General features: G+C 39.9%; 13 protein-coding genes. 1 reads left to right on the forward strand and 12 read right to left on the reverse strand.

Annotation, left to right across the window (positions count from 1 at the left end):
• Positions 1-21: 21 nt before the first annotated feature.
• Positions 22-972 (reverse strand): SDR family oxidoreductase, encoded by a 951-nt coding sequence (locus tag AC27JL_RS18215; RefSeq protein WP_487196262.1) that lies wholly within the window; start codon positions 970-972, stop codon positions 22-24.
• A gap of 170 nt (positions 973-1,142) precedes the next feature.
• Between AC27JL_RS18215 and AC27JL_RS18220 the strand changes: the two genes are divergently transcribed.
• Complete coding sequence (locus AC27JL_RS18220; RefSeq protein WP_248519927.1) at positions 1,143-2,015, forward strand: AraC family transcriptional regulator; 873 nt, start codon at positions 1,143-1,145, stop codon at positions 2,013-2,015.
• 107 nt (positions 2,016-2,122) lie between these two features.
• Here the strand turns inward: AC27JL_RS18220 and AC27JL_RS18225 are convergent, their stop codons facing one another.
• From AC27JL_RS18225 to AC27JL_RS18275, 11 genes are all read right to left on the reverse strand, one after another.
• Positions 2,123-3,511 carry a sensor domain-containing diguanylate cyclase gene (locus AC27JL_RS18225; RefSeq protein ID WP_487196263.1) on the reverse strand — a complete coding sequence of 463 codons (1,389 nt, stop codon included), beginning with the start codon at positions 3,509-3,511 and terminating at the stop codon, positions 2,123-2,125.
• 184 nt (positions 3,512-3,695) lie between these two features.
• Complete coding sequence (locus AC27JL_RS18230; RefSeq protein ID WP_487196264.1) at positions 3,696-6,653, reverse strand: TonB-dependent receptor; 2,958 nt, start codon at positions 6,651-6,653, stop codon at positions 3,696-3,698.
• A gap of 627 nt (positions 6,654-7,280) precedes the next feature.
• Positions 7,281-10,313: a TonB-dependent receptor gene (locus AC27JL_RS18235; protein ID WP_487196265.1), complete on the reverse strand. Its 3,033-nt coding sequence runs from the start codon at positions 10,311-10,313 to the stop codon at positions 7,281-7,283.
• Positions 10,314-10,612: 299 nt separating this feature from the next.
• Positions 10,613-13,348 (reverse strand): poly(beta-D-mannuronate) lyase, encoded by a 2,736-nt coding sequence (locus tag AC27JL_RS18240; protein ID WP_277054268.1) that lies wholly within the window; start codon positions 13,346-13,348, stop codon positions 10,613-10,615.
• Positions 13,349-13,782: 434 nt separating this feature from the next.
• Positions 13,783-14,748 carry a class 1 fructose-bisphosphatase gene (locus tag AC27JL_RS18245; RefSeq protein WP_487196266.1) on the reverse strand — a complete coding sequence of 322 codons (966 nt, stop codon included), beginning with the start codon at positions 14,746-14,748 and terminating at the stop codon, positions 13,783-13,785.
• Positions 14,745-15,827 (reverse strand): class II fructose-bisphosphate aldolase, encoded by a 1,083-nt coding sequence (fbaA, locus tag AC27JL_RS18250; protein WP_487196267.1) that lies wholly within the window; start codon positions 15,825-15,827, stop codon positions 14,745-14,747. The genes AC27JL_RS18245 and fbaA overlap by 4 nt, the downstream gene beginning before the upstream one ends.
• A 14-nt stretch (positions 15,828-15,841) precedes the next feature.
• On the reverse strand, positions 15,842-16,459 hold the full coding sequence (gene eda / locus AC27JL_RS18255; protein ID WP_006794597.1) for a bifunctional 4-hydroxy-2-oxoglutarate aldolase/2-dehydro-3-deoxy-phosphogluconate aldolase: 618 nt from the start codon (positions 16,457-16,459) through the stop codon (positions 15,842-15,844).
• Positions 16,460-16,515: 56 nt separating this feature from the next.
• Complete coding sequence (locus tag AC27JL_RS18260) at positions 16,516-17,448, reverse strand: sugar kinase (protein WP_487196268.1); 933 nt, start codon at positions 17,446-17,448, stop codon at positions 16,516-16,518.
• A 71-nt stretch (positions 17,449-17,519) separates the two neighbouring features.
• Entirely contained in the window at positions 17,520-18,827 is a 1,308-nt protein-coding gene (locus AC27JL_RS18265; protein ID WP_006794595.1) for an MFS transporter, read from the reverse strand.
• Between the two features lie 2 nt (positions 18,828-18,829).
• Entirely contained in the window at positions 18,830-19,174 is a 345-nt protein-coding gene (locus tag AC27JL_RS18270; RefSeq protein WP_006794594.1) for a cupin domain-containing protein, read from the reverse strand.
• Between the two features lie 11 nt (positions 19,175-19,185).
• On the reverse strand, positions 19,186-21,399 hold the full coding sequence (locus AC27JL_RS18275; RefSeq protein WP_487196269.1) for a heparinase II/III domain-containing protein: 2,214 nt from the start codon (positions 21,397-21,399) through the stop codon (positions 19,186-19,188).
• Between the last annotated feature and the right edge of the window lie 4 nt (positions 21,400-21,403).

Genomic DNA, 21,403 nt, shown 5'->3' on the forward strand with positions numbered 1-21,403 from the left:
CCGTCAAGTAAATATTGCTTTCTACAGTTGCCATTTAAATGCTGTTTGTTGTTCGGAAAGCGTCCATAATTTTGTTAAAACCTTTTTATCTAACACAAATGATTCGAGCTTACATTCGCCTACAGGGCCGCCAAAGTTTAAAAATCCGGTTGGTCCGTAGTAGGCATGCTGTTTTAGGTTACTTTGAGCTGCGCACATTACTTCTGGATAAGCGCCTTTTTCAGCTGATTGAGCAACACCCAGTTTGACCATAAATGACCACGATAACCTAGTAGCAAAACTTGCTGTTTCCCTAATTAATGATGTGTTTGATGCCCCAGGATGACAAACATATACTTCCACATTTTTATCGGCCGCTTTAACTTTATTTTGTAGCTCGTAAGCAAACATCATTTGCGCCAATTTACTTTGGCTATACACTTTATTCGCGTTGTAATTTTTATCCCAGTTCATGTCTTCAAACTGAATTGTTTTGAGCCCCATTTTGTGCCCTTCACTCGACACCACAACAATACGTCCCTTCGATGTGTTAATTCGCTCAAACAACAAACCACATAATAAAAAGTGGCCATAATGGTTAACCCCTAACTGGCTTTCAAAACCATCTGCTGTAAATTGTTGCTGCTCAACTTGCGCTATTGCACCATTACAAATTAGTGCGTTAATTTGAGGTACTTTTATCAAAATTTCTGTGCAAGCAGTGCGTACTGATGTCAAATCGGCTAAATCCAATGTTATAAAGCTGACGTTTGCGCCACTGCCAAATTCATCCTTGAGCTTTGTAATTGCCAGCACAGATTTATTTCGATTACGATTTAGCATAACAACATTGGCTCCCTTAGAGAGTAATATGCGAGTTGCTTGAAAGCCCGCGCCTGTATTTGCTCCCGTAATTAGATAAGTTTTACCATGCAAAGCGCTTAAGTTTTCAGGTGTCCAGCCGTTAGGCCCAAATTGATTTTTTTGCGTCATAATGTTGTCCAAGATGAATAATGTTAATTTTAATATGCAGACATTATAATCTCAGCCACACATGCTAAAAGGCGTAATAATCCTTAAAACATGCCTATTTGTATCACTTTGTTGAGTTACACAAACTCTAATGCTAATTTTACCACCTGTTTAATGAGTGATTATTGACTATGAGTAAAGCCAAAATACTACAACTAATTAATAGAAAAATGAATGAAAGCGGCATGGTACAAACAGGTATTGAAGGCATTCAATTATTTAAAATCACAGACCCTATTGAATGTTCACCAGCGGTCTATGAACCTTCTGTCACGGCTATTGTTTTAGGCACAAAAGAAGCTATTTTAGATGGCAACAAACACCTTTATGACAACACACAATACATATGTTGCACAATGCCTATGCCTATTGAAGCCGGTACTCCAAAAGCCTCGACAGATAACCCATTAATAGGTGTATACATTTCGATAGATACAGGAATTATGACCGAGTTAGCACTCGAGATTCAAAGCGCAACTAGCACCCAACAAATACCTAACGTGAGTTATCCTTCACAAAGTATTTTAACTGCCGATTGGGACCCTAACTTTACCGATGCGTTATATAAAATGTTGTTGCTCGACGATGATGCTGTTGATTTAGCCATATTGAAAAAAGCACGCTTGCGTGAGCTATATTACGCGCTGTTAAAAGGTCAAGCAGGCTATGCATTTAAACGAGCATTTGGTGTGGGTAACGAGATTGCACGTTCAATTGCATTTTTATCCTCTCATTTGCATGAAAACATAACTATTGAAGACATGGCTAGCCAAATAGGTATGAGCCGCGCTGTATTCCATCGTAAATTTAAACAAGCAACTAACATGTCCCCTATTCAATTTGTTAAATCAATGAGGCTTAATCATGCTGCCATGAAAATAACACAAGGTACCAATGTCAACGTTGCGGCCATGGAAATGGGTTATGTAAGCAGTTCTCAGTTCAGCAGAGAATTTAAAAGAATGTACGGCTTATCGCCCAAGCAATGGAGCCAACAAAATTAGCACAATAAAGGCGATATTTTAACGGCTTATACATGTAAAAGAGTGAGTACCTAACTTGCGAAAAGTTATACTTATTAGCTTAGTAACATTGCATAACCCAACTTATTTTATGGTTCATGAATAATTTTATAACGATCTTTGCCAGACTTTTTAATTTGGTACATTGCCGCATCTGATTTTTTTATTTCATCATCTATGTCAGTACTATTGTTTGGTGATACCACGTTTAACCCCATACTTACGGTTACATTTATTGTGTTTTCACCTTCAACAGGCACTTTAAGATCTCTAATTGCATTTATAAGTTTTTCGGCAACGGGTTCAGCATCGTCTACTTCTTTTAAAATAACAGCAAAAGCAAACTCTTCACCACCAAAGCGGCAAAATACATCATCAATTCTCAATATGTGCGTTAATATGTTTGCTAATTCAACAAGTACGCGATCACCCACATCATGACCATAGGTATCGTTAACAGCTTTAAAGTTATCAACATCAAATAATCCAAACGCAATTATACCCCCACGCCTGACACTTCCTTTGACTAATTTATTAACTTGATCTGAAAAAAAGCGACGATTAGGAATTCCAGTTAATGGGTCAAAAAACGCTATTTTTTCAAGTTGAGACTTAGCTTGTTGTAATTCAAATGTTCTTTCTTGTACTAAATTTTCTAGGTTAACTTTTAACTCTTTTAAATCTTTATTTCGTTTTTCTAACTGTTCTGTTTGAAATTTACTTTTTGAAACATCCCGTTGAATTGCTGCAAAATGAGTTACTTCGTCAAATTTATTCTTTAATGGAATAATATTCATTTCAACCCAGTAAGGCCTTCCTCTAACATCATAATTTAACAGTGTTTCAGTTACTTCTTCGTTACGTTCTAGCGCAGCGTATATTCTTTGTTTGCCTTTAGAATCGGTCAAATCACCTTGTAAAATTCGAGGCGTTTCACCAATAACTTCTGCTGAGGTATAGCCAGTGAGTACTTCAAAAGCCTTATTTACGTAAATTATTTTAGGCCCTTCAGGGTGTTTGATATTTTTTGCATCGGTAATAACAACCATGTCTTGCGTATTTTCGACCACATCTTGAAACGAAATTTGCTGCTTAGCGTCAGAAATATCAGTGATGGTTACAACAATAAAGTTTTTATCATCGTCATGTCCTTCAAAGTAAGCGTTAGCCATAAACCAGCTTATGTCTTTTTTTGCCCCGCCAACAACACCTATAATTTTATTAACTACTTTATTTTTTGTAGCTTTAACAATATTAACTGGATAATCATCAACAGACATTAGATTGCTTTGCTCGTCAATGAGTGTCCAATTAGGGTCATAAATGTCTCGCCCTATTGCTTGCTCGTAATCTAAATTTAGTAACTGCAAACCGATTGGGTTTATGTAAACAATTGATGTATCCCAGTTATGAATAATCACACCTACTTGTGCATACTCAAGTAAGTTTTTAAAATTTAAATCACTGATACCATTCATGAATGATCTCATTTAAAAAAATATTAATACCAAAAAGGTAGTAAACAAATAGAGAAAATGAAACCAATTAGTACCTAATTTAATTTAAAAACTGCTCATTATTTAAACCTTAAAAATAAAAAAGCAAGCCATAGTGGCTTGCTTTTTGTGCCCGTTCAAAGGCTACACACTTTCAACATAAATTTTAAAAACGGTAACTAGCACCAAACGTAATACGACGGTCTGTAAGGCCTTGGAAACACAATAACGACCCTTCGTTAACACAAGACTGGCTAATTTCAGACTCAGTAATATTTACGGCTTCTAAGCCAATATTAAGCTGCTCATTTACATCGTAGCTAATACTTGCATTAAGCTGGCCACGGTCCTCTTGCACTACAGGGAACCCCCATGGGAAGCTTGACGTGCTACCAAAATCGTTTGAGCGGTAACCTTCACGCCATGTGTAACGCATACGTGCCGATAAACCGAACTTTTCGTAGTATAGAGTAAAGTTATACGCATTTTCTGATAAGTTAAGCAAACCTTGTATTTCGCTTACTTCAATACCCGGTGTACCAGTGCTTGCAGCAAATACGTTACTCGCTCTTGAAGTAGCCTTATTGACTGTTTCCCCGCCCGAGAACTCTTGAATTGTGTAATTAGCTAAAACACCAAAACCCGACGCCCATCCTAAATCTTTTTCAAAGCTAGATAGGTCATACTGGAACGCAAACTCAATCCCTTTTTGGGTTGTTTCGCCAGTGTCGTTTACTTTTGTCTCAGTACCTACACATACACCACGACCATTTTCAGGACCAAACACGTTAATGTCTGCAATTGGGTTAAATATGCCCCCCCCTTCACATGGGTCTGTTAAGTCACGATAGCCTGTTACTGGGTCTTCTACCGGCGATGTTAACTGATTAACATGAAGCTCTTTACGCGTTTTGTGGAAAATACCTACACTAAATACGCTCGCTTCAGTAAAGTACCAATCTGCTGATAAATCATAAGATAATACTTCTTCTGGTTTTAGTGCTGGGTTACCAAATTCAACTTCATCATTTGGGCTCGTGCTATAAGTAATAGAAGTAGATAAGTCGTTATAATCTGGACGACGAATGTCTTTACCTGCACCAAAGCGAACCACTACATCTTCTGACACATCGGCAACTAAGTTTAAACGCGGTAGGATAAAGTTGTAGTCTGACTCATTCGTAATACGCGTTACTAGCTCATTGCCACTGCCGTCTTGCGTTACAGAGTTACCTGTCGATTCAACATCAGTTTGAATATAACGTAAACCAAAGTTACCGCGGAACATGTCGTATTCAAAGTTAGCTTGCGCATAAAAAGCGTGAGTAATTTCTTCAATATCAAAAAAGCCTGAAGAACTTGAAGTTGGTGCATTTAACGTACGGCTAGAGCCATGAGTTTGTAATGCTTGCTGAAGTGTTGCAAGAACTGCATCTGGGTCTGATGCCACAAGTTCTGGGTCAATCAGTAAAAAATCACCTATGTATAACGAACGACCATCAGCCTCATTAAAGTTATCAGGGCCCGCAACTAAAAGATCAGCGAATAAATCACCTCTTGGGCTATCTGCCATAGAGCGCAGACCAACACTTGATGTGATTTCGTTTTGCTTACTCGCCGATTTGCTGTAACGGTAACCAAAATCAACAGAGGTAACTATTGAGTCTGTGTAATATGTTGAATCTATACGGAACGCATCTTCAGAGTTCTCAACGGTATCTTGACCAATGTTTACGTCGCGTAGTACTACATTTGCAGGGTCAAGTAATTGCTCAACCGAAGGTGCATATTCAGCACCTTGTGCAATACCAAAAGTAAGTGCTCCACCTGACAGGTCGTATTCAAAAGGCACACTGTTATCATTACCGCCACCAGCATCTAAAGGTGCATTAGGGTTAATGAAGTTAAGTGTAGTATTAAAGCTTGGTGTTGTTGTATCAGAAGATGACGAAGCAACCTCAGCGCTTACAAACCATTTATCACCTTGCCATTCACCACCTAGCCTAAAAATATTACTGTCGGTAACACGAGAATTTGTATCACTCGAAAAACGTAAATTTGGATCGTCATCATCATTTGCTAAATTAACTGGGATTACACCGCGTAAAGCCGCTTGAATTGAACCTAAATTAGTTCCACCTAAAGAACCTAGATTAATTGTTTCAAATTCATCAGGAACCGAAATGTCATTCAATGCACTGACACCCGACGCTTGAACACGAGAGCTCTCTTGACGACGTTCCTGATCGTTTACAACAGCATCAAAATAAAACTTAGTATTGTCATTTGGTGCCCACTCAAGCGTACCTACAAAGTTCTTTGTTTCGTATTCGTAGTTATCGTAATCTTGCACAAAGAACTGGATAGGCAAAAAGTCGAAAGACTGTGCACTCGCGACCCCGCTATCAGCGGTAATTATGTTATCTCTATCCGCACGAGGGCGAAATGCAGTCACATCTTGCTCGGCATAACTGCCGCTTACTAAAATACCAAACTCACCAAAGTCGCCTTCCCAGTTATCTGCAAAAGTACCAGAAAAACGAGGTTGTAAGCCACTATCAGTGCTTAAACTACTATTTTCGCCCTGTACTCTAATTGTGGCTAATTGTTCACCTAGTTGGAGTGGACGTATTGTTTTAAGGTTTATTGTTCCGCCTACGGAGCCTTCAATTGTTTTGGCTTCAGGCGATTTTATAACTTCTAAACTAGAGATAATAGAAGCCGACACATCTTCAAAGCTAATGCCGCTGCGTCCAGAGCCTGAACCCACAGTTGAAACGCCATTTATTTCAGTACGGTTTGCATCGGTACCACGAATTTGAACACCCGTACCTACACCAGCCTGACGCGTGATCTGAATACCCGTTACGTTCTCAAGTACTTCAGCTAAATTTTGATCAGGTAACTTACCAATATCCTCTGACTGAATAATTTCTACAAGGCTGTCTGCTGAACGTTTTTCAGCAAGCGCATTAGTTAAAGATTGACGTATACCAGAAACTTCAATTACCTCTAGGTCATCCTTAACATTTTTTGTCTCTTCCTGCGCATGAACAGATAAAGACATATTCATTGCCGTTGCAGAGATAACCGCCAGTGTGATTTTTGATAAATTATGATTCATAGTTTTTTCCTGTGTGTGTGAAACGCTATGCTACTTGTTACTTTTCATACAAAAGTGAATTAATGTATTACAAAAGGTTAACTGAATATTTACACTCAAAACCAAAAAGGTCAACCACGTTGTAAGTCAAATATTATAAAATAATTCAAGTTTGTTATTACCAAAAATAAATTCCCCATACCTGACAACTACAACAATGTAGGAAAAAAATACAACCACCTGTAATACATATAGTTTTCAAATCCGGTGTGTAGCACTATAGTAGTAGTTAGATTGTATTTTTAAGTTCATTATTCCGTTATATTATTTAGCTATAAACTGAAAGCTTTTAATTATAAAAGTATAAAAAGCTCTCAAATTGGTTAACCAATTAAAAATCTATTAGACTTTTGGCTAGAATAAAAAGGTACAAAAATAAAACAGACTAATCGCATTTACGCTTATAAAAATACAAAGGAGTTTTTTTGGCTTACAACAAAGGCTGTAAAAGTTGAATAGAATTTAATCTGCGATCAGTTTAGATGGTTTAGTTAAGACATTTCAGTGATAAAGGTATGCACATCCACGTAGATACAAAAAACCCCCAATTAGTTAAACCAATTGGGGGTTTTTATAAGTTACTAACTTTTACAGTTTATAACTTAAACCTAAGAATAAACGTGGGCCGTAATCGTTTACTTCACCTAAGTTATCTTCAACAAAAAAGTCTTGAGATTTAGGAGCACTGAATAGATTAATTGCCTCTGCTTTAACTCTAAAGTGCTTGTTAATTTTGTACGATGCACGCATTTCCCATACGCCTACCGAATCAACATAACGTAAGCGTGTGCCATTGCTTGTATAAGGTTGGAAATACTCACTACGGTATTTGTAAATAACCGCAGTATCAAAGCCACCTATTTGGTAATAAAGTTGGCTGCTAAATACATGCTTAGAAAACCCTGGTACAGAACCTGGCTCAACAATGCCTTCTTTAAGCTGAGTTGTATTGCCATCAACGTCTGTTACAAATGTATCACCGTATAGGCTGTCTTCAAATTCAAAATCAGTGTCGGCATAGTTATAACCAAACTTAACACCTATACCATTGTCCCAACGGTATGAGAATGATGTTTCTAGGCCTAAAATCTCACTCTCTTCGTCGTTTGTTACTGAATTTGTAATAGGCAATGAAACGGTTTCCCCCCCTACAACAAAGTCTTCAATAACTGTGCGCTGTTGAAAGCCGCCTTGGAACTGTTTGTAGTATAGGCTTAATGCAAAAATTGAATCTTCATTAGGGTACCACTCAAATGCTGCATCGTAGTTCCATGACATTAGAGGCTGCGTATCTGGGTTACCAGAGCCGTTTACACCCACTAACAAGTCACTAATTGTAGTGGCCGTATCAGATGTGTCTTCTTGAAAAGAGCGGCTATAACCTAAATCAGAAGGGTCTGCACGCGACATACCACGGTAAATACCCGCACGTAATAAAATATCTTCGCTGTAATCGACCACTAAGTTAAAGCTAGGTAAGAACTTGGTGTAATCACCGCCCCCTTTTATTTTATCAAGTGTGCCAGTGTCTGATTCAACAAGAGAAAGAACCCCTGTATCACTGGTAACAACGTCAAAACTATTTCTAAAACCAATTGATGTAACTTCAGTATCGACAATACGCAAACCAAAGTTACCACGAATAAACTTACCAAACATTTCTGTATCGTAATTAGCCATTAAGTAAGCAGCAGTTGTTTTTTCAGTTACGTCAATGGTTCCTGCGTTTTGGTATTCAACCTCAGGGTATTCAAATACTCCCCCCTCATTAGACGCGACAACAGCTTGAGAAAAACACTCATTATCGTAAGTCGCCCATGAAGAGCCTGTCCCTGTGTCTACCACATTGCCATCGCTATCTACATGCGTGATGATATTCCCATCTGACACACTAGACAAAAAGCCTGATTCAGGAAAATCAATTTGACAACCTTGAAGCACATCGAGCGCTTCAGCACCTGAACCTAAAGTAAATTGATTACGAGAGCCGTTACCGTTCGTTCCACCAAATTGTGTAAAGCTAAGCTCTGAGGTACGGACGCCACCTTGAATTGTGGTGAACATACCGCTATCAACTAAATAGTCAAAATCTAAACGAGCAGACACAACTTTGTTATCTCTCACGTTTTCACGGTCAATACGCGTTCTTAAGCTGTCTGTAAAATTAGATATATCTGTTACGTCAAAATCAGTAAGCGTAAAATGTGGGATGTTATCGCCCATATCCCACGAGAAGTAACTACGTCCAGCGGTTCTGCCTCGGTTAGAAATTTGCAGTTCTTCACGCGAAGTTTTTGAATACGCTAAATCTAAATCTATGGTCAGTCTATCATTTACAGTATGTTCGATATTTAAGCCGTAACCACGGTAGTTTTCTTCACGAGAAAATTGCTCACCAGCAGACTCAATACGCTCTTCACCTTCCCAATGTAAAATGCCGCCTACATCGTTAGTGACAAGTGATGGGCCGGTTACACCTGGTGTTGCGCGCTTTTGTAAGAAAATTAAATCATGGCGTGCTTCTCGTTGCGTTCTATCAGAAATTTGGCTATCAAAATTAATATCCCATTCTGCAGACGGCTGGTACTGAAAGGCAAAAAATACAGCGTCACGCTCGTCTGACGTTTCGTTTTGACGAAAGCTTCGGCTGCTGCCAGTCCATGCGTATGGAGTGCCGTCACTTACAGCTTTGCCTGTGTCAGGGTCAATTTCTGTGTCATAACCTTGGTTATTACTTCCGTTTACTTGATCCTCACAATCACCTGCACTACTGCGGTAAAAACCTTCATTTGTATTTGTTGGATCATTTAAACATGCCCAAAGCGAAGAACCTGATGGGCTAGAGCTTCGGTATTCTGCTTCTGGCTGCGAAATATCTTGTCGTTGCACACCAAAAGAAAAGCCAACTGCCTGACCATTATCGAACTCAAACTGGTCAACATAGCTAAATGTGCCACGGTAACCTAAATCGCTTTGTAGTGAGTTATCTACATTACTCTCGTCAGGGTTGTAGTTAAGTTTAACCTCACCTTGCAAACGCTGCTTGCCATAATCCAATGGGGTAACCGTTTCAAGTGCGATAACACCCGCAACCCCACCTTCAATCATCGAAGCATCTTGGGTTTTATAAATAGCTACTTTTTTTACAAGTTCTGATGGAAATTGTGAAAAGTTTACTGAGCGGTCACCGCTACCATTGGTCGCTTCACGGCCGTTTATGTGTGTTGCACTTAAAAATGGGCCTAGGCCGCGAATGGTAATTTCTGTCGCACCGCCATTTTCACGATGCGATGCTGCGCCTGTAATAGACTCTAATGCTTCACCTATCGATAAAGCGGGTAAATCACCAATATCTTCAGATGAAAGACCATCAACAACGGTTGTGGCTTCGCGCTTTATGGCTATTTGATCTTGAATTGTTCTGCGTGTACCTGTAACACTGATGATTTCTACATCAGGCTCGACCTCAGTCGCTTTTGCTTGTTCTTGTTGTGCGTGCGCTGAAAATACACATGAGCTTGCTACACCGGCAATAGCGGCTGTTCGTACCCACTTAGCTACCGGGCTCAGTGCGAATTGACCTGAACGCATTTTATTATTTTTTGAAGACTTCAACGACATTTTTATGCTCCGTTGGTTATTGTTGTGTGATTGTTGTGTGTTGACTTGTTATTCATCTGTATAAGTTATGTGACAACTGTTGTTAATATACTCAAGTAACCACGGATGATCAACCAATTTTACAACCAAAGCATTACCAATTAACATACCAATTTTCACAAACCAGCATTACCAAGGGGTCAGGCGGCGTTATAATGAAAAATAATTAGAAAAGCAAACGCATTTTTCGGTCATATTTTACTCACAGGCATAAAAAAACCCCAAAAAAGGGGCTTTTTAATTAAGAGTGTTTACTTAGGTTAGTCGTTATTAACAACCCATGTTGAGCCAACACCTACATCACTCGCTTGAATGTAGTAAAGCCCTTTTGCACCTGCCACAGCTTGTAAACCTGCTGGGTCGGTTTCAAGTAATGTGCTTGCTGCGAATACATATTCAAGTATTTCTTTACCGTTTGCAGCTGGGTCTTGATCAATAGCGCCATCGGTATCAAATGAGCCGTTACCATTTAGGTTTCTGATTGCAACCCAATCGCCACTTGTATCACCAGATACACGGCTATCCATGTAACCAAAGTTGTTGCTTAATACTGATGTATCATGCTTGATTAAATCACAGTCGTATTCAAAAGCATGGTCGCTATCAAGCGTATTTGGATAGAATAATCCTTGTGTTAAGGCGCTACTTTCAATGGTATCTGCATCAGTTTGATCACCTAAGCCATTAGCAATAAGGTTTCCATCAAAGTTTATGACAAATGCATTTTTAGTTAAGCCATAGAGTACAGGAGCATTATCCACTGTAAGTTCATCACAATCACCCACAGGGGCACGAGAACCTATTTCAGTACTAAACACGATTGGTTGCTGAGAGTTCAAAACAGTGTTGTTAGTTACCGTTAATGTGAAGTCACCCGCCGCATCTAATACAGCTTGGTTGCCTGAGTTTGGTATACCGCCATCAGCTTGAGAGAATGGATTTGCTGTAAATACAATTCCACCAGCCTCTTTATTACCAGAACGAATACCTGCAATGTAGTTGTTACTAACTGTGTGGCCTAGCGGTGTAATTAGCACACCAGCAGGACGATCGCTAGAGCTTGCAATATCAGTAGTACGAATAATAACGTTGTCTGTCACGTTATTAAAACCACCATCTTCTAGTGAAATCCCGCCATTAGGGTTAACCACAGTGTTACCTTTGATAGTTGCACCCGATGTTTGCACACGCATTAAACGACGACCGGTTACAAAGTTTTCTACTCGATTATATTGAATAGTAAAGTTTGCATCGTCAGCTGCATCTGAACCGGTAGTACTACCCGCATTAATTAAATGAAGGCTTGAGTTACCAAAATTTGGATTCGCACTGGTGCCACTAAATAAATTGTATTGAACAACATGGTCGCTGCCTGATGAAGCAATTTTAATAACGGAGCCATTTTCAGCATTATCACGATTACTAAATGTATTTCGCTCAATTAGCGCGCCCGTGCCTTTGATCATTAACCAGTGGTAAGTCGAATTATTTAACTCGGCTTCATCGCCATCCATTGTGTTTTGAGTAAACTCGAAGTTATTCCCTTCAGAATAAATAATTGCACTTTCTTGGGTTTCACAAAATGAGCCTGATTTTGTATCTATATTTTTAAACGTAAGGCCTGTTAGCGCTGCACCTTCTACACCTGAAGCAACGTGAATACATACTTCGCCACTAATAACTGGCGTTTGTTCTTCAACAGCGCGAAGCGTTACACCACTGGTGAGTAAAACTTCATCCATATCAGCGTAAACACCGGTATTAAGGCCAACAACATCACCATCAGCAAGGCCGCCACTTACCGCACTTAGTAGCTCTGTTGGTGAGCTAACAAGTTGGGAATAAATTACCGTCTCTAGTGAGCCACTTACAGAACCCTCAAATCCGTCGTTATCGGTATAAGAAGCACTCACAGATATAATTGCACCCGCATATGCCGCAGGTGAAAACGTATTACTGTTTGTATCGGCTACTTCAACGCCATCGGCAAACCAGCTATAGGTAACATTTGTTTCTTCAATACCATTATTATCTGTTAGTTGCGCTGTTAATTCACCGCTAACTAAGTAAGGTGATGTGCCTATAATTGTAATACTTCCCGCTTCATCAACCGCAACAGCCGATACGGGAATTGTTTTTTCTGATGTATTATCTTCTACAAAACCATTGTCATCTGTATAAGTCACTTTTACCGATACAGCTTGCCCAATTAAAGCAGCCTCTACAATATATTCGCTTTGGTTTGCACCAACTATTTCTTCATCGTCAGCAAACCATTGATAAATGACTTCGCCAGATACACCATCCATATCAGTAATATCAGCACTAAGCGTATTACCCACTGTGGGTGTGCCACTAATTGCTACATCACCTTGCGCATTAACACGCGCAACAGGCGCAGTGCCAACAGACGTCACTGACTCAGCAAACCCACGATCGTCTTCAAACGATGCTGTAACGGTGATCACGCTATTAAACTGTGCTTCAGTAAGCATGAGTGACGAAAGAACTTCTCCCTCAATTACTACGTCATCCGCCAACCACTCGTATACAACTGTTAAACTATCAAAACCATTTTCGTCTTCAACATTCGCGGTCAGCTCTGACCCGATAAGTGCATCACCTGTTATTGTTACGCTTGCTGGAAATGCAATGGCTGCTACGTCAGAGGTCGGATCTGAAATATGTGACTCGTTAACACCACCATCATCAGTGTATTTAGCTTGAGCTGTGATAGCTAAACCAATTTGATCGTCCGTAAGTGTAAACGATGCGCTATTAGCGCCTTCTATTACTTCGTTATCTGCATACCAAAAATAAGAAACAGTTCCTGATATACCATCAGGATCTGACACGTTTGTTGTTAATGTTTGACCGCTTGTGGCTGTTCCTGACAGAGCAATAGAGCCCAGTTCGTTGTCATTGTTGTTTGCGTCAGTGTCACAACCAACTATTGCCGCTGCAATAGCGCATAGTGCAAAGTGTTTTAAATTCATGATGCCTCTATTCTCCATTTTATAGGTTAAATATTTGGCCAGCTATTGTGTGTGTTACCAAATAATCGTATTAGTTGTTACCAAATTTACTTTATTTGAAAATAATTTGTTAACCAACTTGGTCATATAACCACAATAGAAATGATATTTCCAGCTTATTTACTGATGTCAATGTACCTTTTTACCTATACAAGGCACATAGGTAACCCACCAACCTATTTAAAGGATGCATAAATGTACAAAAATCAGCATTGACAAAAAATAAATTTTTTCCAATTGGCTTTACAATAATGACTCTAAAATACAAATGACTATTTAACTAATGAGCGTATTAATAGAATTGCTAGAACAAGAAGATAAGTAATTAGTTGAAAAGGAAAGTAACAGAGAAAAGCTTTCTCTGTTACTAAATAACCGAAGTGAAGGGTATCGAATTAGCTTAGCGCTGAATTGTTAAAATATTCAACGGGTTCAATCGAGCCTAAAGTAACGGGAACTCGTTGATGTAAATCGTCAGGAGTTATATCTAAAATTCGAGCGCCACGCGATGTGGCTTTGCCTCCCGCATTTTCTACGAGCATTGCAAGCGGGTTGGCTTCATATAAAAGCCTAATTTTGCCATTGTCATTACCAACGCGTTTATCCTGCGGGTATAAAAATAAGCCACCGCGACATAATATCCGGTGTACATCACCTACCATTGCCGCATTCCATCGGATTGAGCTTTTTTCAAAGCTTTCAGATGTGTAAAGCAACTTGTCAAAGTACACTTGTGTAGGCTCATCCCAGTAACGATAATTTGCCATATTTACGGCAAACTCTCGGCTTTGCGAAGGAATTTGTAGTTGTGGATTAGTGAGTAAATACCCACCATGTGTTGAGTCAAGGGTATAACAGCGTGTTGGCCCACCGGTGGTCATTACGAGCAATGATGAAGGGCCATATAATACATAGCCTGCACACACTTGGCTTACACCCGGTTGGTTAAACTGCTCATCACTGTCAAAAGGTACGTCGTCTCTTGCCAAATAAATAGTAAATATTGTGCCTATTTGACCATTTACATCAATATTAGAAGAGCCATCGAGTGGATCAAAAGCAACAATAAAAGTGCCTTCAGGGTGGCCACCAACCGCATGATCTTCTTCTTCAGAGGCAACGGTTCTTACAGAGCTGTCGTCAAGAAGAATATCTTTAAGTAATTGGTTGGCAATTATGTCTAGTTTTTTTTGAACTTCACCCTGAATGTTTTCATTCATTGTGGAACCCAAAACACCTGCAAGTTCACCTTGACCAACCCTAAACGCAATCTCTTTACTTGTGGCTAAAATAGTACGGATAAGTAAAATTAGATCCGTTCTTACACCATCTTCTTTTAATACTGTATTGAGTCTTTTCATAAGCTATACCGATTTACACAATTAAGATCTTTAAAGCACTGGATGAGTCTTGTTACCATATGCTGCTCAGAGTGACGAAGCCACACGCGTGGGTCATAGTACTTTTTGTTAGGTTTATCATCACCGTTAGGGTTACCAATTTGACCTTGTAGGTAGGCCTCGTTGCTGTTGTAGTAATCTAAAACACCGTTCCAACATGCCCACTGCGTATCGGTATCAATGTTCATTTTAACTACACCATACGTTAATGACTCTGCAATTTTTTCTTCCTCTGAACCACTGCCACCATGAAATACAAAGTTAATTGAATTACTCGGTAAACTAAATTTTTTCGCTACATATGCTTGCGAATCTTTTAAAATAGTAGGCGTAAGGACAACATTTCCTGGTTTATAAACACCATGCACGTTGCCAAAAGAAGCGGCAATGATAAAATTAGGACTAATAGCACTTAAGCGTTCATAAGCGTAAGCAACATCTTCTGGCTGCGTATAAAGCGCTGAGCTATCAAGGTGAGAATTATCAACACCGTCTTCTTCTCCGCCTGTACAACCAAGCTCAATTTCTAGTGTCATCCCTATTTTAGCCATGCGTGCTAAGTAGCGCTCACATATCTCTATGTTCTCTTCTAGCGGCTCTTCAGATAAATCGATCATGTGTGAGCTAAACAACGGCTTACCTGTCAATCTAAAATGCCTTTCACCCTCATCCAACAAACCATCAATCCATGGTAATAATTTTTTGGCTGCGTGATCGGTATGAAGCATAACGGGGATTTCGTAGTGCGCCGCAACACTATGTACATACCTAGCTGCGCTCACCGCACCAAGTACTGCACCTTGTTGTTCTGGTAATGAGAGGCCTTTACCACAAAAAAACTGTGCACCCCCATTTGAAAGCTGAATAATAACCGGTGACTTCAGTTTTTTAGCGGCTTCAAGAGTTGCATTAATTGAGGTTGTGCTAACTACATTTACAGCTGGCAGCGCATACTGGTTAGCACGCGCATGGTTATATATTGCACTTACCTCGTCACCCACTATTACGCCAGGTAAAATAGTTTGAGATAAATCGTTCATTTTAGCGCTCCCTGCTATTTTATTGCTTGAATACATGAGTCTGTAATAGCTTGCCAGTTTTCTTGTGCAACCCATTCCTTTTTAGCAACCCATGTACCACCTACAGCAAATACGTTATTTAAAGAAAGATAATCCATTTTGTTACTTTCACTTACCCCACCCGTTGGGCAAAAGCTAACCGCTCTAAATACACTCGAGACAGCCGACACAAACGGAGCTCCTCCGGCTAGCGATGCAGGGAATAATTTTTGCTCCTCAAAGCCATACTCTAGCGCCATAAGAATATCGCCGGTATTTGATACGCCGGGTAAAACAGGAACACCACACTTTGTGAGTGCAGTTAGTAATTTAGGAGATACCGCTGGGGTTACAATAAAATCAGAACCTGCTTCAATTGCTTGCTGTAAAATAGCTTCGTTAATAACGGTACCTGCGCCAACTTTAAGCTCTGGGACTTGCTCTTTAATCGCTTTTAAAGCATCAATTGAGGCGTCTGTTCTTAGCACAACTTCAACCAAAGTAAGGCCTGCTTTAGCCATAGCTTTTGCAATTTGAACACCCTGCTCTGGGGTATCAGCTTGAATTATAGGTAGCAGAGTTTGCCCTGACATAAGTTCAGAAAAGCGAGTCATAACGTTGTTCCTTTATTTTAAGTAGTTTGGCCGGGGTATGGAGGCCTTAAATTTTATTAGATACCAGCTTCAACCATTGCATGTTGAAAAACATCTTTTGGTGCAATTGCACCCGGTTGTTGAATCACAGCTCCGGCTGCTTTAGCGCCAAGTTGAACTGCTGCCGCAATTGACTTACCTGAAAGTCGAGCTCCTAAATAAACACCATTAAAGGCATCGCCTGCTGACGTTGTATCTACCACTGTGGTGACAGGTATTATTGTGTGGCTTTGAAGTGTGTTGTTTTGTTGTGTAATAACAGATTCTGGACCATTTTTAACCACAACCTCATTAATTTGATATGGCTTCAAGTACTCAATTACCGCCTCAACGCTGTGAACATCATATAATATTGTTAGGTCTTCAACTCCTGGTAGAGTTATATCTGCAAGGCCAAATGCTAAATGATACTGCGCCTTAGTATCCTCTACGCTGTCCCATAAACGAGCTCGGTAGTTAGGATCAAATACAATTTTAACCCCAGCACTTTTTAGTTGCTCTAAAACCTTCCAGAATTGCTCTCGTGATGTTTTGTCTATGATGGCTAAAGAAATCCCTGAGAAGAAAAACATATCACCTTGGCATAATTGGTCAACGCACTCGGTATTTAAAAACTCAACTGTTTTTTTAGCCGCAGAATCACTTCGCCAATAAATAAAGCTTCGCTCACCGTGCTCATCTGTCTCAATGTAGTACATGCCGGGCACTTTGCTTTCGTGGCTAAATACATACTGTGTATCAAGCTGTTCACTTTCAAAGCGTTCGCGCATTTTTTTACTTAGGTTGTCTTGCCCTAAAGCCGTAATTACAGATGTGCTTATTTCAGGAAAACAGCGTTTCAAATATACCGCTGAATTATATACATCGCCTGCAAAAGATTGATGTAACGTAGCAGCGCTCATAGCCCTGAGCTCTACCATGCATTCACCCATAAAATAAATAGTATTCATTTTTAAAAGTATCCTTTGTAACTAACTGCTATGCACAAGCACTACCGTGTTGGCATAGCAGTTGAAGCAGATTAATCAGGCTTTTTAAGAGGTTCAATTTTAGGGATTAAAATCCACACTGCAGCCATTGCTATAATGGCAAGTGATGCACCAATTATGAATGCCGGAGCATAATTACCATCAGCGGTTAATATTGGTACAAGTGACGTAAGACCTACCGCACCTAGTTTTGCAGCCATGCCAGAAAAACCAGATAAGGTACCTACTGCTTTTTTACCCAGTAAGTCACTTGGTAAAGTTTGAACATTACCAATAGCTGTTTGAAAGCCAAACAAAATAACGGCCATGATAAGAACAGCTGTTGTTGGTCCACCTGGGTTAGCCATGGCAAGTAATGCAGGAAGCATGATTAAACAACCAAGTGTAATAGTGAGCTTGCGTGTTTTGTCAGTATTCCAACCTGATTTAAGTCTATTTTGAGCAAGTAGACCACCAAACCATGCACCAAACATTGCGCCTACATAAGGAACCCAGCCATATATACCAATAGATTTAACATCCATGGCATACACTTCGTTTAGATAAATAGGGATCCAGAAAACAAATAACCACCAGATTGGGTCAATCGCCGCAGAAGCTATAATTACACCCCAGCTTTGTTTACGTGAAAGCAACTCGCCAGTAGAAGGGTTATATTCTTCTTCATCTTCGCCTGTTACATCGCCGTTGTCATCAACACGTCTTTGACCTGTTAAAATGTACTCGCGCTCTTCTTCGCTTATCCAAGGGTGAGAACCTGGTGGCGCTTTTACTAAAATTAACCATGGAACTAACCATAGAAAACCCAAGGCACCTACAAAAACAAACACCATTTGCCAGCTAAAATACACTGTTAAGTAAGCGATTAGAGGAATAGCGATAATGCCACCAATTGCAGCACCAGAGTTAAAAATACCCTGTGCGAGTGCGCGTTCTTTAGTTGGGAACCACTCAGCGTTTCCCTTGGCAGCACCTGGCCAGTTACCGGCTTCAGCTACCCCTAAAATGGCACGAAAAATACTCAGGCTTAAAACACCTTGTGCAAATGCATGCGCAATGGTTGCCAACGACCACACACCAATTGATAAAACAAAACCAAAACGGGTGCCCACCCAGTCAAATATTTTACCAAAAATAGCTTGGCCAAATGCGTAGGCAAATACAAACACGATGGAAATATTTGCGTATATTTGTTTACGTTCTAATGCTGATTCATCAGGGAACATTTCTTCTACAATATCCGGCCAAAGCACACTAAGTGCTTGGCGGTCGATATAATTAATGATGGTTGCTAACGCGATTAACGCAATAACCCACCAGCGTAAGCCTTTAAGTTGCATAATTATTCCTCAAGAAAGTCTTCACGAGCTGGACTAAAAGTATCGATTAAAATACCACCTGTTGGGCATGTAGCGCCATGATCTGCAAACGGGGGAATAAAACAGCTGTCACCGGGTCTTAAAATTTCAGTGACGCCGTCAATGTTAAAGTGAAATTCACCTTCAACTACATAGGTTACTTGTGAGTGTCTATGGGCATGGTTATAACCAATTGCGCCTTTTTCAAACCAAATTTTAACGGCCATAAGCTCTTCGTTAAAACCTAACATTTGACGCTTTAAACCATTGCCTAAATCTTCAATTTCAGTTTTGTCACCAAATGAAAAATGTGCACTTTGCTTTTGCATCCTAATTACTCCTAATTATTCTTCAACGCATAAACGCCAAGTCGGTCGTTTAAGGTGAATGACTTATTTTTAAATGTGAATGTGTTGCTTGCTTTGCTGTGCGCTTTATTAATAGCGACTAAGTAGGCTTTGTTCTTAATGATTAAATGCACGAGCATTAAATTACCCTGCTCGATATAGTTGGCAGCTGACACACGGCTAACAGCCTCTAGGGTATATTCTTTACTAGGGTTATATTCACCGTGAGGCTCTAAGATAGATACAAACGTATGCTGTTTTTGATCTTCTACGCGACGAATAAAGCCATTTTCATTACGTAAATTAAAGTGTGGATCGTTTGCACCAATTTGAGTAAACAAAAATTCTTCATCACCCGAAACTAAACTTGTTTGCGTATAAAAGCGTCCGTTATCATTGAGCCATGTCACCTTAGCAAGACCACTTTGAGGTGTTGCTTGTGCTTTAAGCCATAAATGCTGGTAACCATTATTACTGCCTAATGCAGATAGCTGTGATGCATTCGCTTTTAAGTCAAAACTTGTGTCAATGAGCTGCCCTTTGTAGTGAAGGGGTAAATCAAATTGATGTTTAGTCTTAGCATTGGCATTGGCATTAAAAATATCTAACGTAATAGTGCTATCAAGCTCTGGTAAGTTTATTAAAGCAAGGGTTCGCTCTAGCTCTACATTTTTGTAAGCCGAGCTAATTGAACCGTTTGCCACAGTACCAAACTCATTGGTAGTGAAGTAATTTAGTGTTGGGTGATTGTTGTTCCCCATTTTTACATTAGCATTGAAATGAGATGTTTCATCTACCACAACTGTATTGTGTGCAACGGTATGCTTGGCGTAGGTTTCATTTTCTGGAAGATAACGACCACCAAACTTAGCTTCAACGTTTAAAAAACGAGCCGCGCCATAGTCAGATACAATTTCGTTACCTCGATCATAAAATTGCCAAGTCAATTTATCAAAATGGCCATGGCCTAAACCTTGTGCCGCAGGTTTAAATAAAACAGCTTGATCACCACCTACTTGCGTTCTCATAACCACAAGCGCGCCTTGCTTACCATCATTACCATCACCAAACGCTACAGATCTAAACTCGTAAGGTGTTTGCATTTGATTGTCTAGCGCTTGAGCTACTTTCAAGCCATCGCCAGATAAAATTGTCTGGTTTTGTTTTTTCGCAATATCTAAATAACCGGTGTCGTTTGTTAGCCCATAAGCTGCTGTAACGCCATGAACCAGCTCAATAGTGTCGATACCTTTACTTTTTATAGCGTCATTAATTGGGAAGAATAAACCGTTGTAGCTAAGTTGAATAGTGGTATCAATCGCTTTGAGTAGCACACCATCGCGGTATTCAAAAATATTACGTTGCGGCTCGTTATTCTCTATTGCTTTAGCAAACGTAACAAATGGCAATAATGCAAAACGCTGATAATACGGCCCTTCGTTGTAGTAGCCTTGTGGTGAAAACAGCATTTCTAATTGCTTAATAAAGCCACCTTTACCCGACTTGTCTAGGTCGTATAGCGATTTTTCCACCCACTCTGGCTCGTCTAATACATAACCCGCCATACCTACACCAGCCGTGGCCCATGTACCATGATTGTGTACTTTATTAAACGTTGACGGTTGCCCCTCTGATGTAAACAATGAAACAGGGCGTATTAAATCATCCTCTATTACTTTTACCTGTGCGGCGCTTAATGAATCATAAATAAGGTCGTAAGCTTGTATAGTGTAAACAAGCCACATAGCTTCATTCAGGCTTTGCCAAAATAGCTTGCCAGGGTTTTGTGATTTAACTTTACGCTTTGGATGAACGTCAAGTGTTGGATAAAGAGCTGCGTATTCAAGCAGCATGTCGCGAACATAAGCAGCATATTTATCGTCTTCGCTTAATTGATAAATAATCCCCGCGTTGTACATTACCTGATAGTTCTTTTTATGGCGTTCGTGGGTGTAGCCGCCCCCACCATCTTTTGGTACTGGCACCGTGATAGGCTGCTTTATTTGCTCATCTACTTGCGCTTTTAAATCGTTATACGCCGTTGCAAACTGCCCCTCACCCTTTATTGCTTGGCGCATGAGCTTTACATCGTCAATTGTGATTACAAGGTTTGGATGCGACCCAGCACTGGCTACTGATGACAGTAACAATGAAAATAAACCTAAAAAAGCGGCTTTTATGTGTGTTGTTCGTTTAAAAAAATTCATCAGT

The sequence above is a fragment of the Pseudoalteromonas sp. 4NS20-0020 genome (assembly GCF_057554385.1).

Bases quoted from the DNA above. Each gene is read 5' to 3' on its own strand.
- AC27JL_RS18230 (WP_487196264.1), bottom strand. From the start codon at position 6,653: ATGAATCATAATTTATCAAAAATCACACTGGCGGTTATCTCTGCAACG.
- AC27JL_RS18225 (WP_487196263.1), bottom strand. From the start codon at position 3,511: ATGAATGGTATCAGTGATTTAAATTTTAAAAACTTACTTGAGTATGCA.
- AC27JL_RS18260 (WP_487196268.1), bottom strand. From the start codon at position 17,448: ATGAATACTATTTATTTTATGGGTGAATGCATGGTAGAGCTCAGGGCT.
- AC27JL_RS18265 (WP_006794595.1), bottom strand. From the start codon at position 18,827: ATGCAACTTAAAGGCTTACGCTGGTGGGTTATTGCGTTAATCGCGTTA.
- AC27JL_RS18235 (WP_487196265.1), bottom strand. From the start codon at position 10,313: ATGTCGTTGAAGTCTTCAAAAAATAATAAAATGCGTTCAGGTCAATTC.
- fbaA (WP_487196267.1), bottom strand. From the start codon at position 15,827: ATGAACGATTTATCTCAAACTATTTTACCTGGCGTAATAGTGGGTGAC.
- AC27JL_RS18275 (WP_487196269.1), bottom strand. From the start codon at position 21,399: ATGAATTTTTTTAAACGAACAACACACATAAAAGCCGCTTTTTTAGGT.
- AC27JL_RS18220 (WP_248519927.1), top strand. From the start codon at position 1,143: ATGAGTAAAGCCAAAATACTACAACTAATTAATAGAAAAATGAATGAA.
- AC27JL_RS18245 (WP_487196266.1), bottom strand. From the start codon at position 14,748: ATGAAAAGACTCAATACAGTATTAAAAGAAGATGGTGTAAGAACGGAT.
- AC27JL_RS18240 (WP_277054268.1), bottom strand. From the start codon at position 13,348: ATGAATTTAAAACACTTTGCACTATGCGCTATTGCAGCGGCAATAGTT.
- AC27JL_RS18270 (WP_006794594.1), bottom strand. From the start codon at position 19,174: ATGCAAAAGCAAAGTGCACATTTTTCATTTGGTGACAAAACTGAAATT.
- AC27JL_RS18215 (WP_487196262.1), bottom strand. From the start codon at position 972: ATGACGCAAAAAAATCAATTTGGGCCTAACGGCTGGACACCTGAAAAC.
- eda (WP_006794597.1), bottom strand. From the start codon at position 16,459: ATGACTCGCTTTTCTGAACTTATGTCAGGGCAAACTCTGCTACCTATA.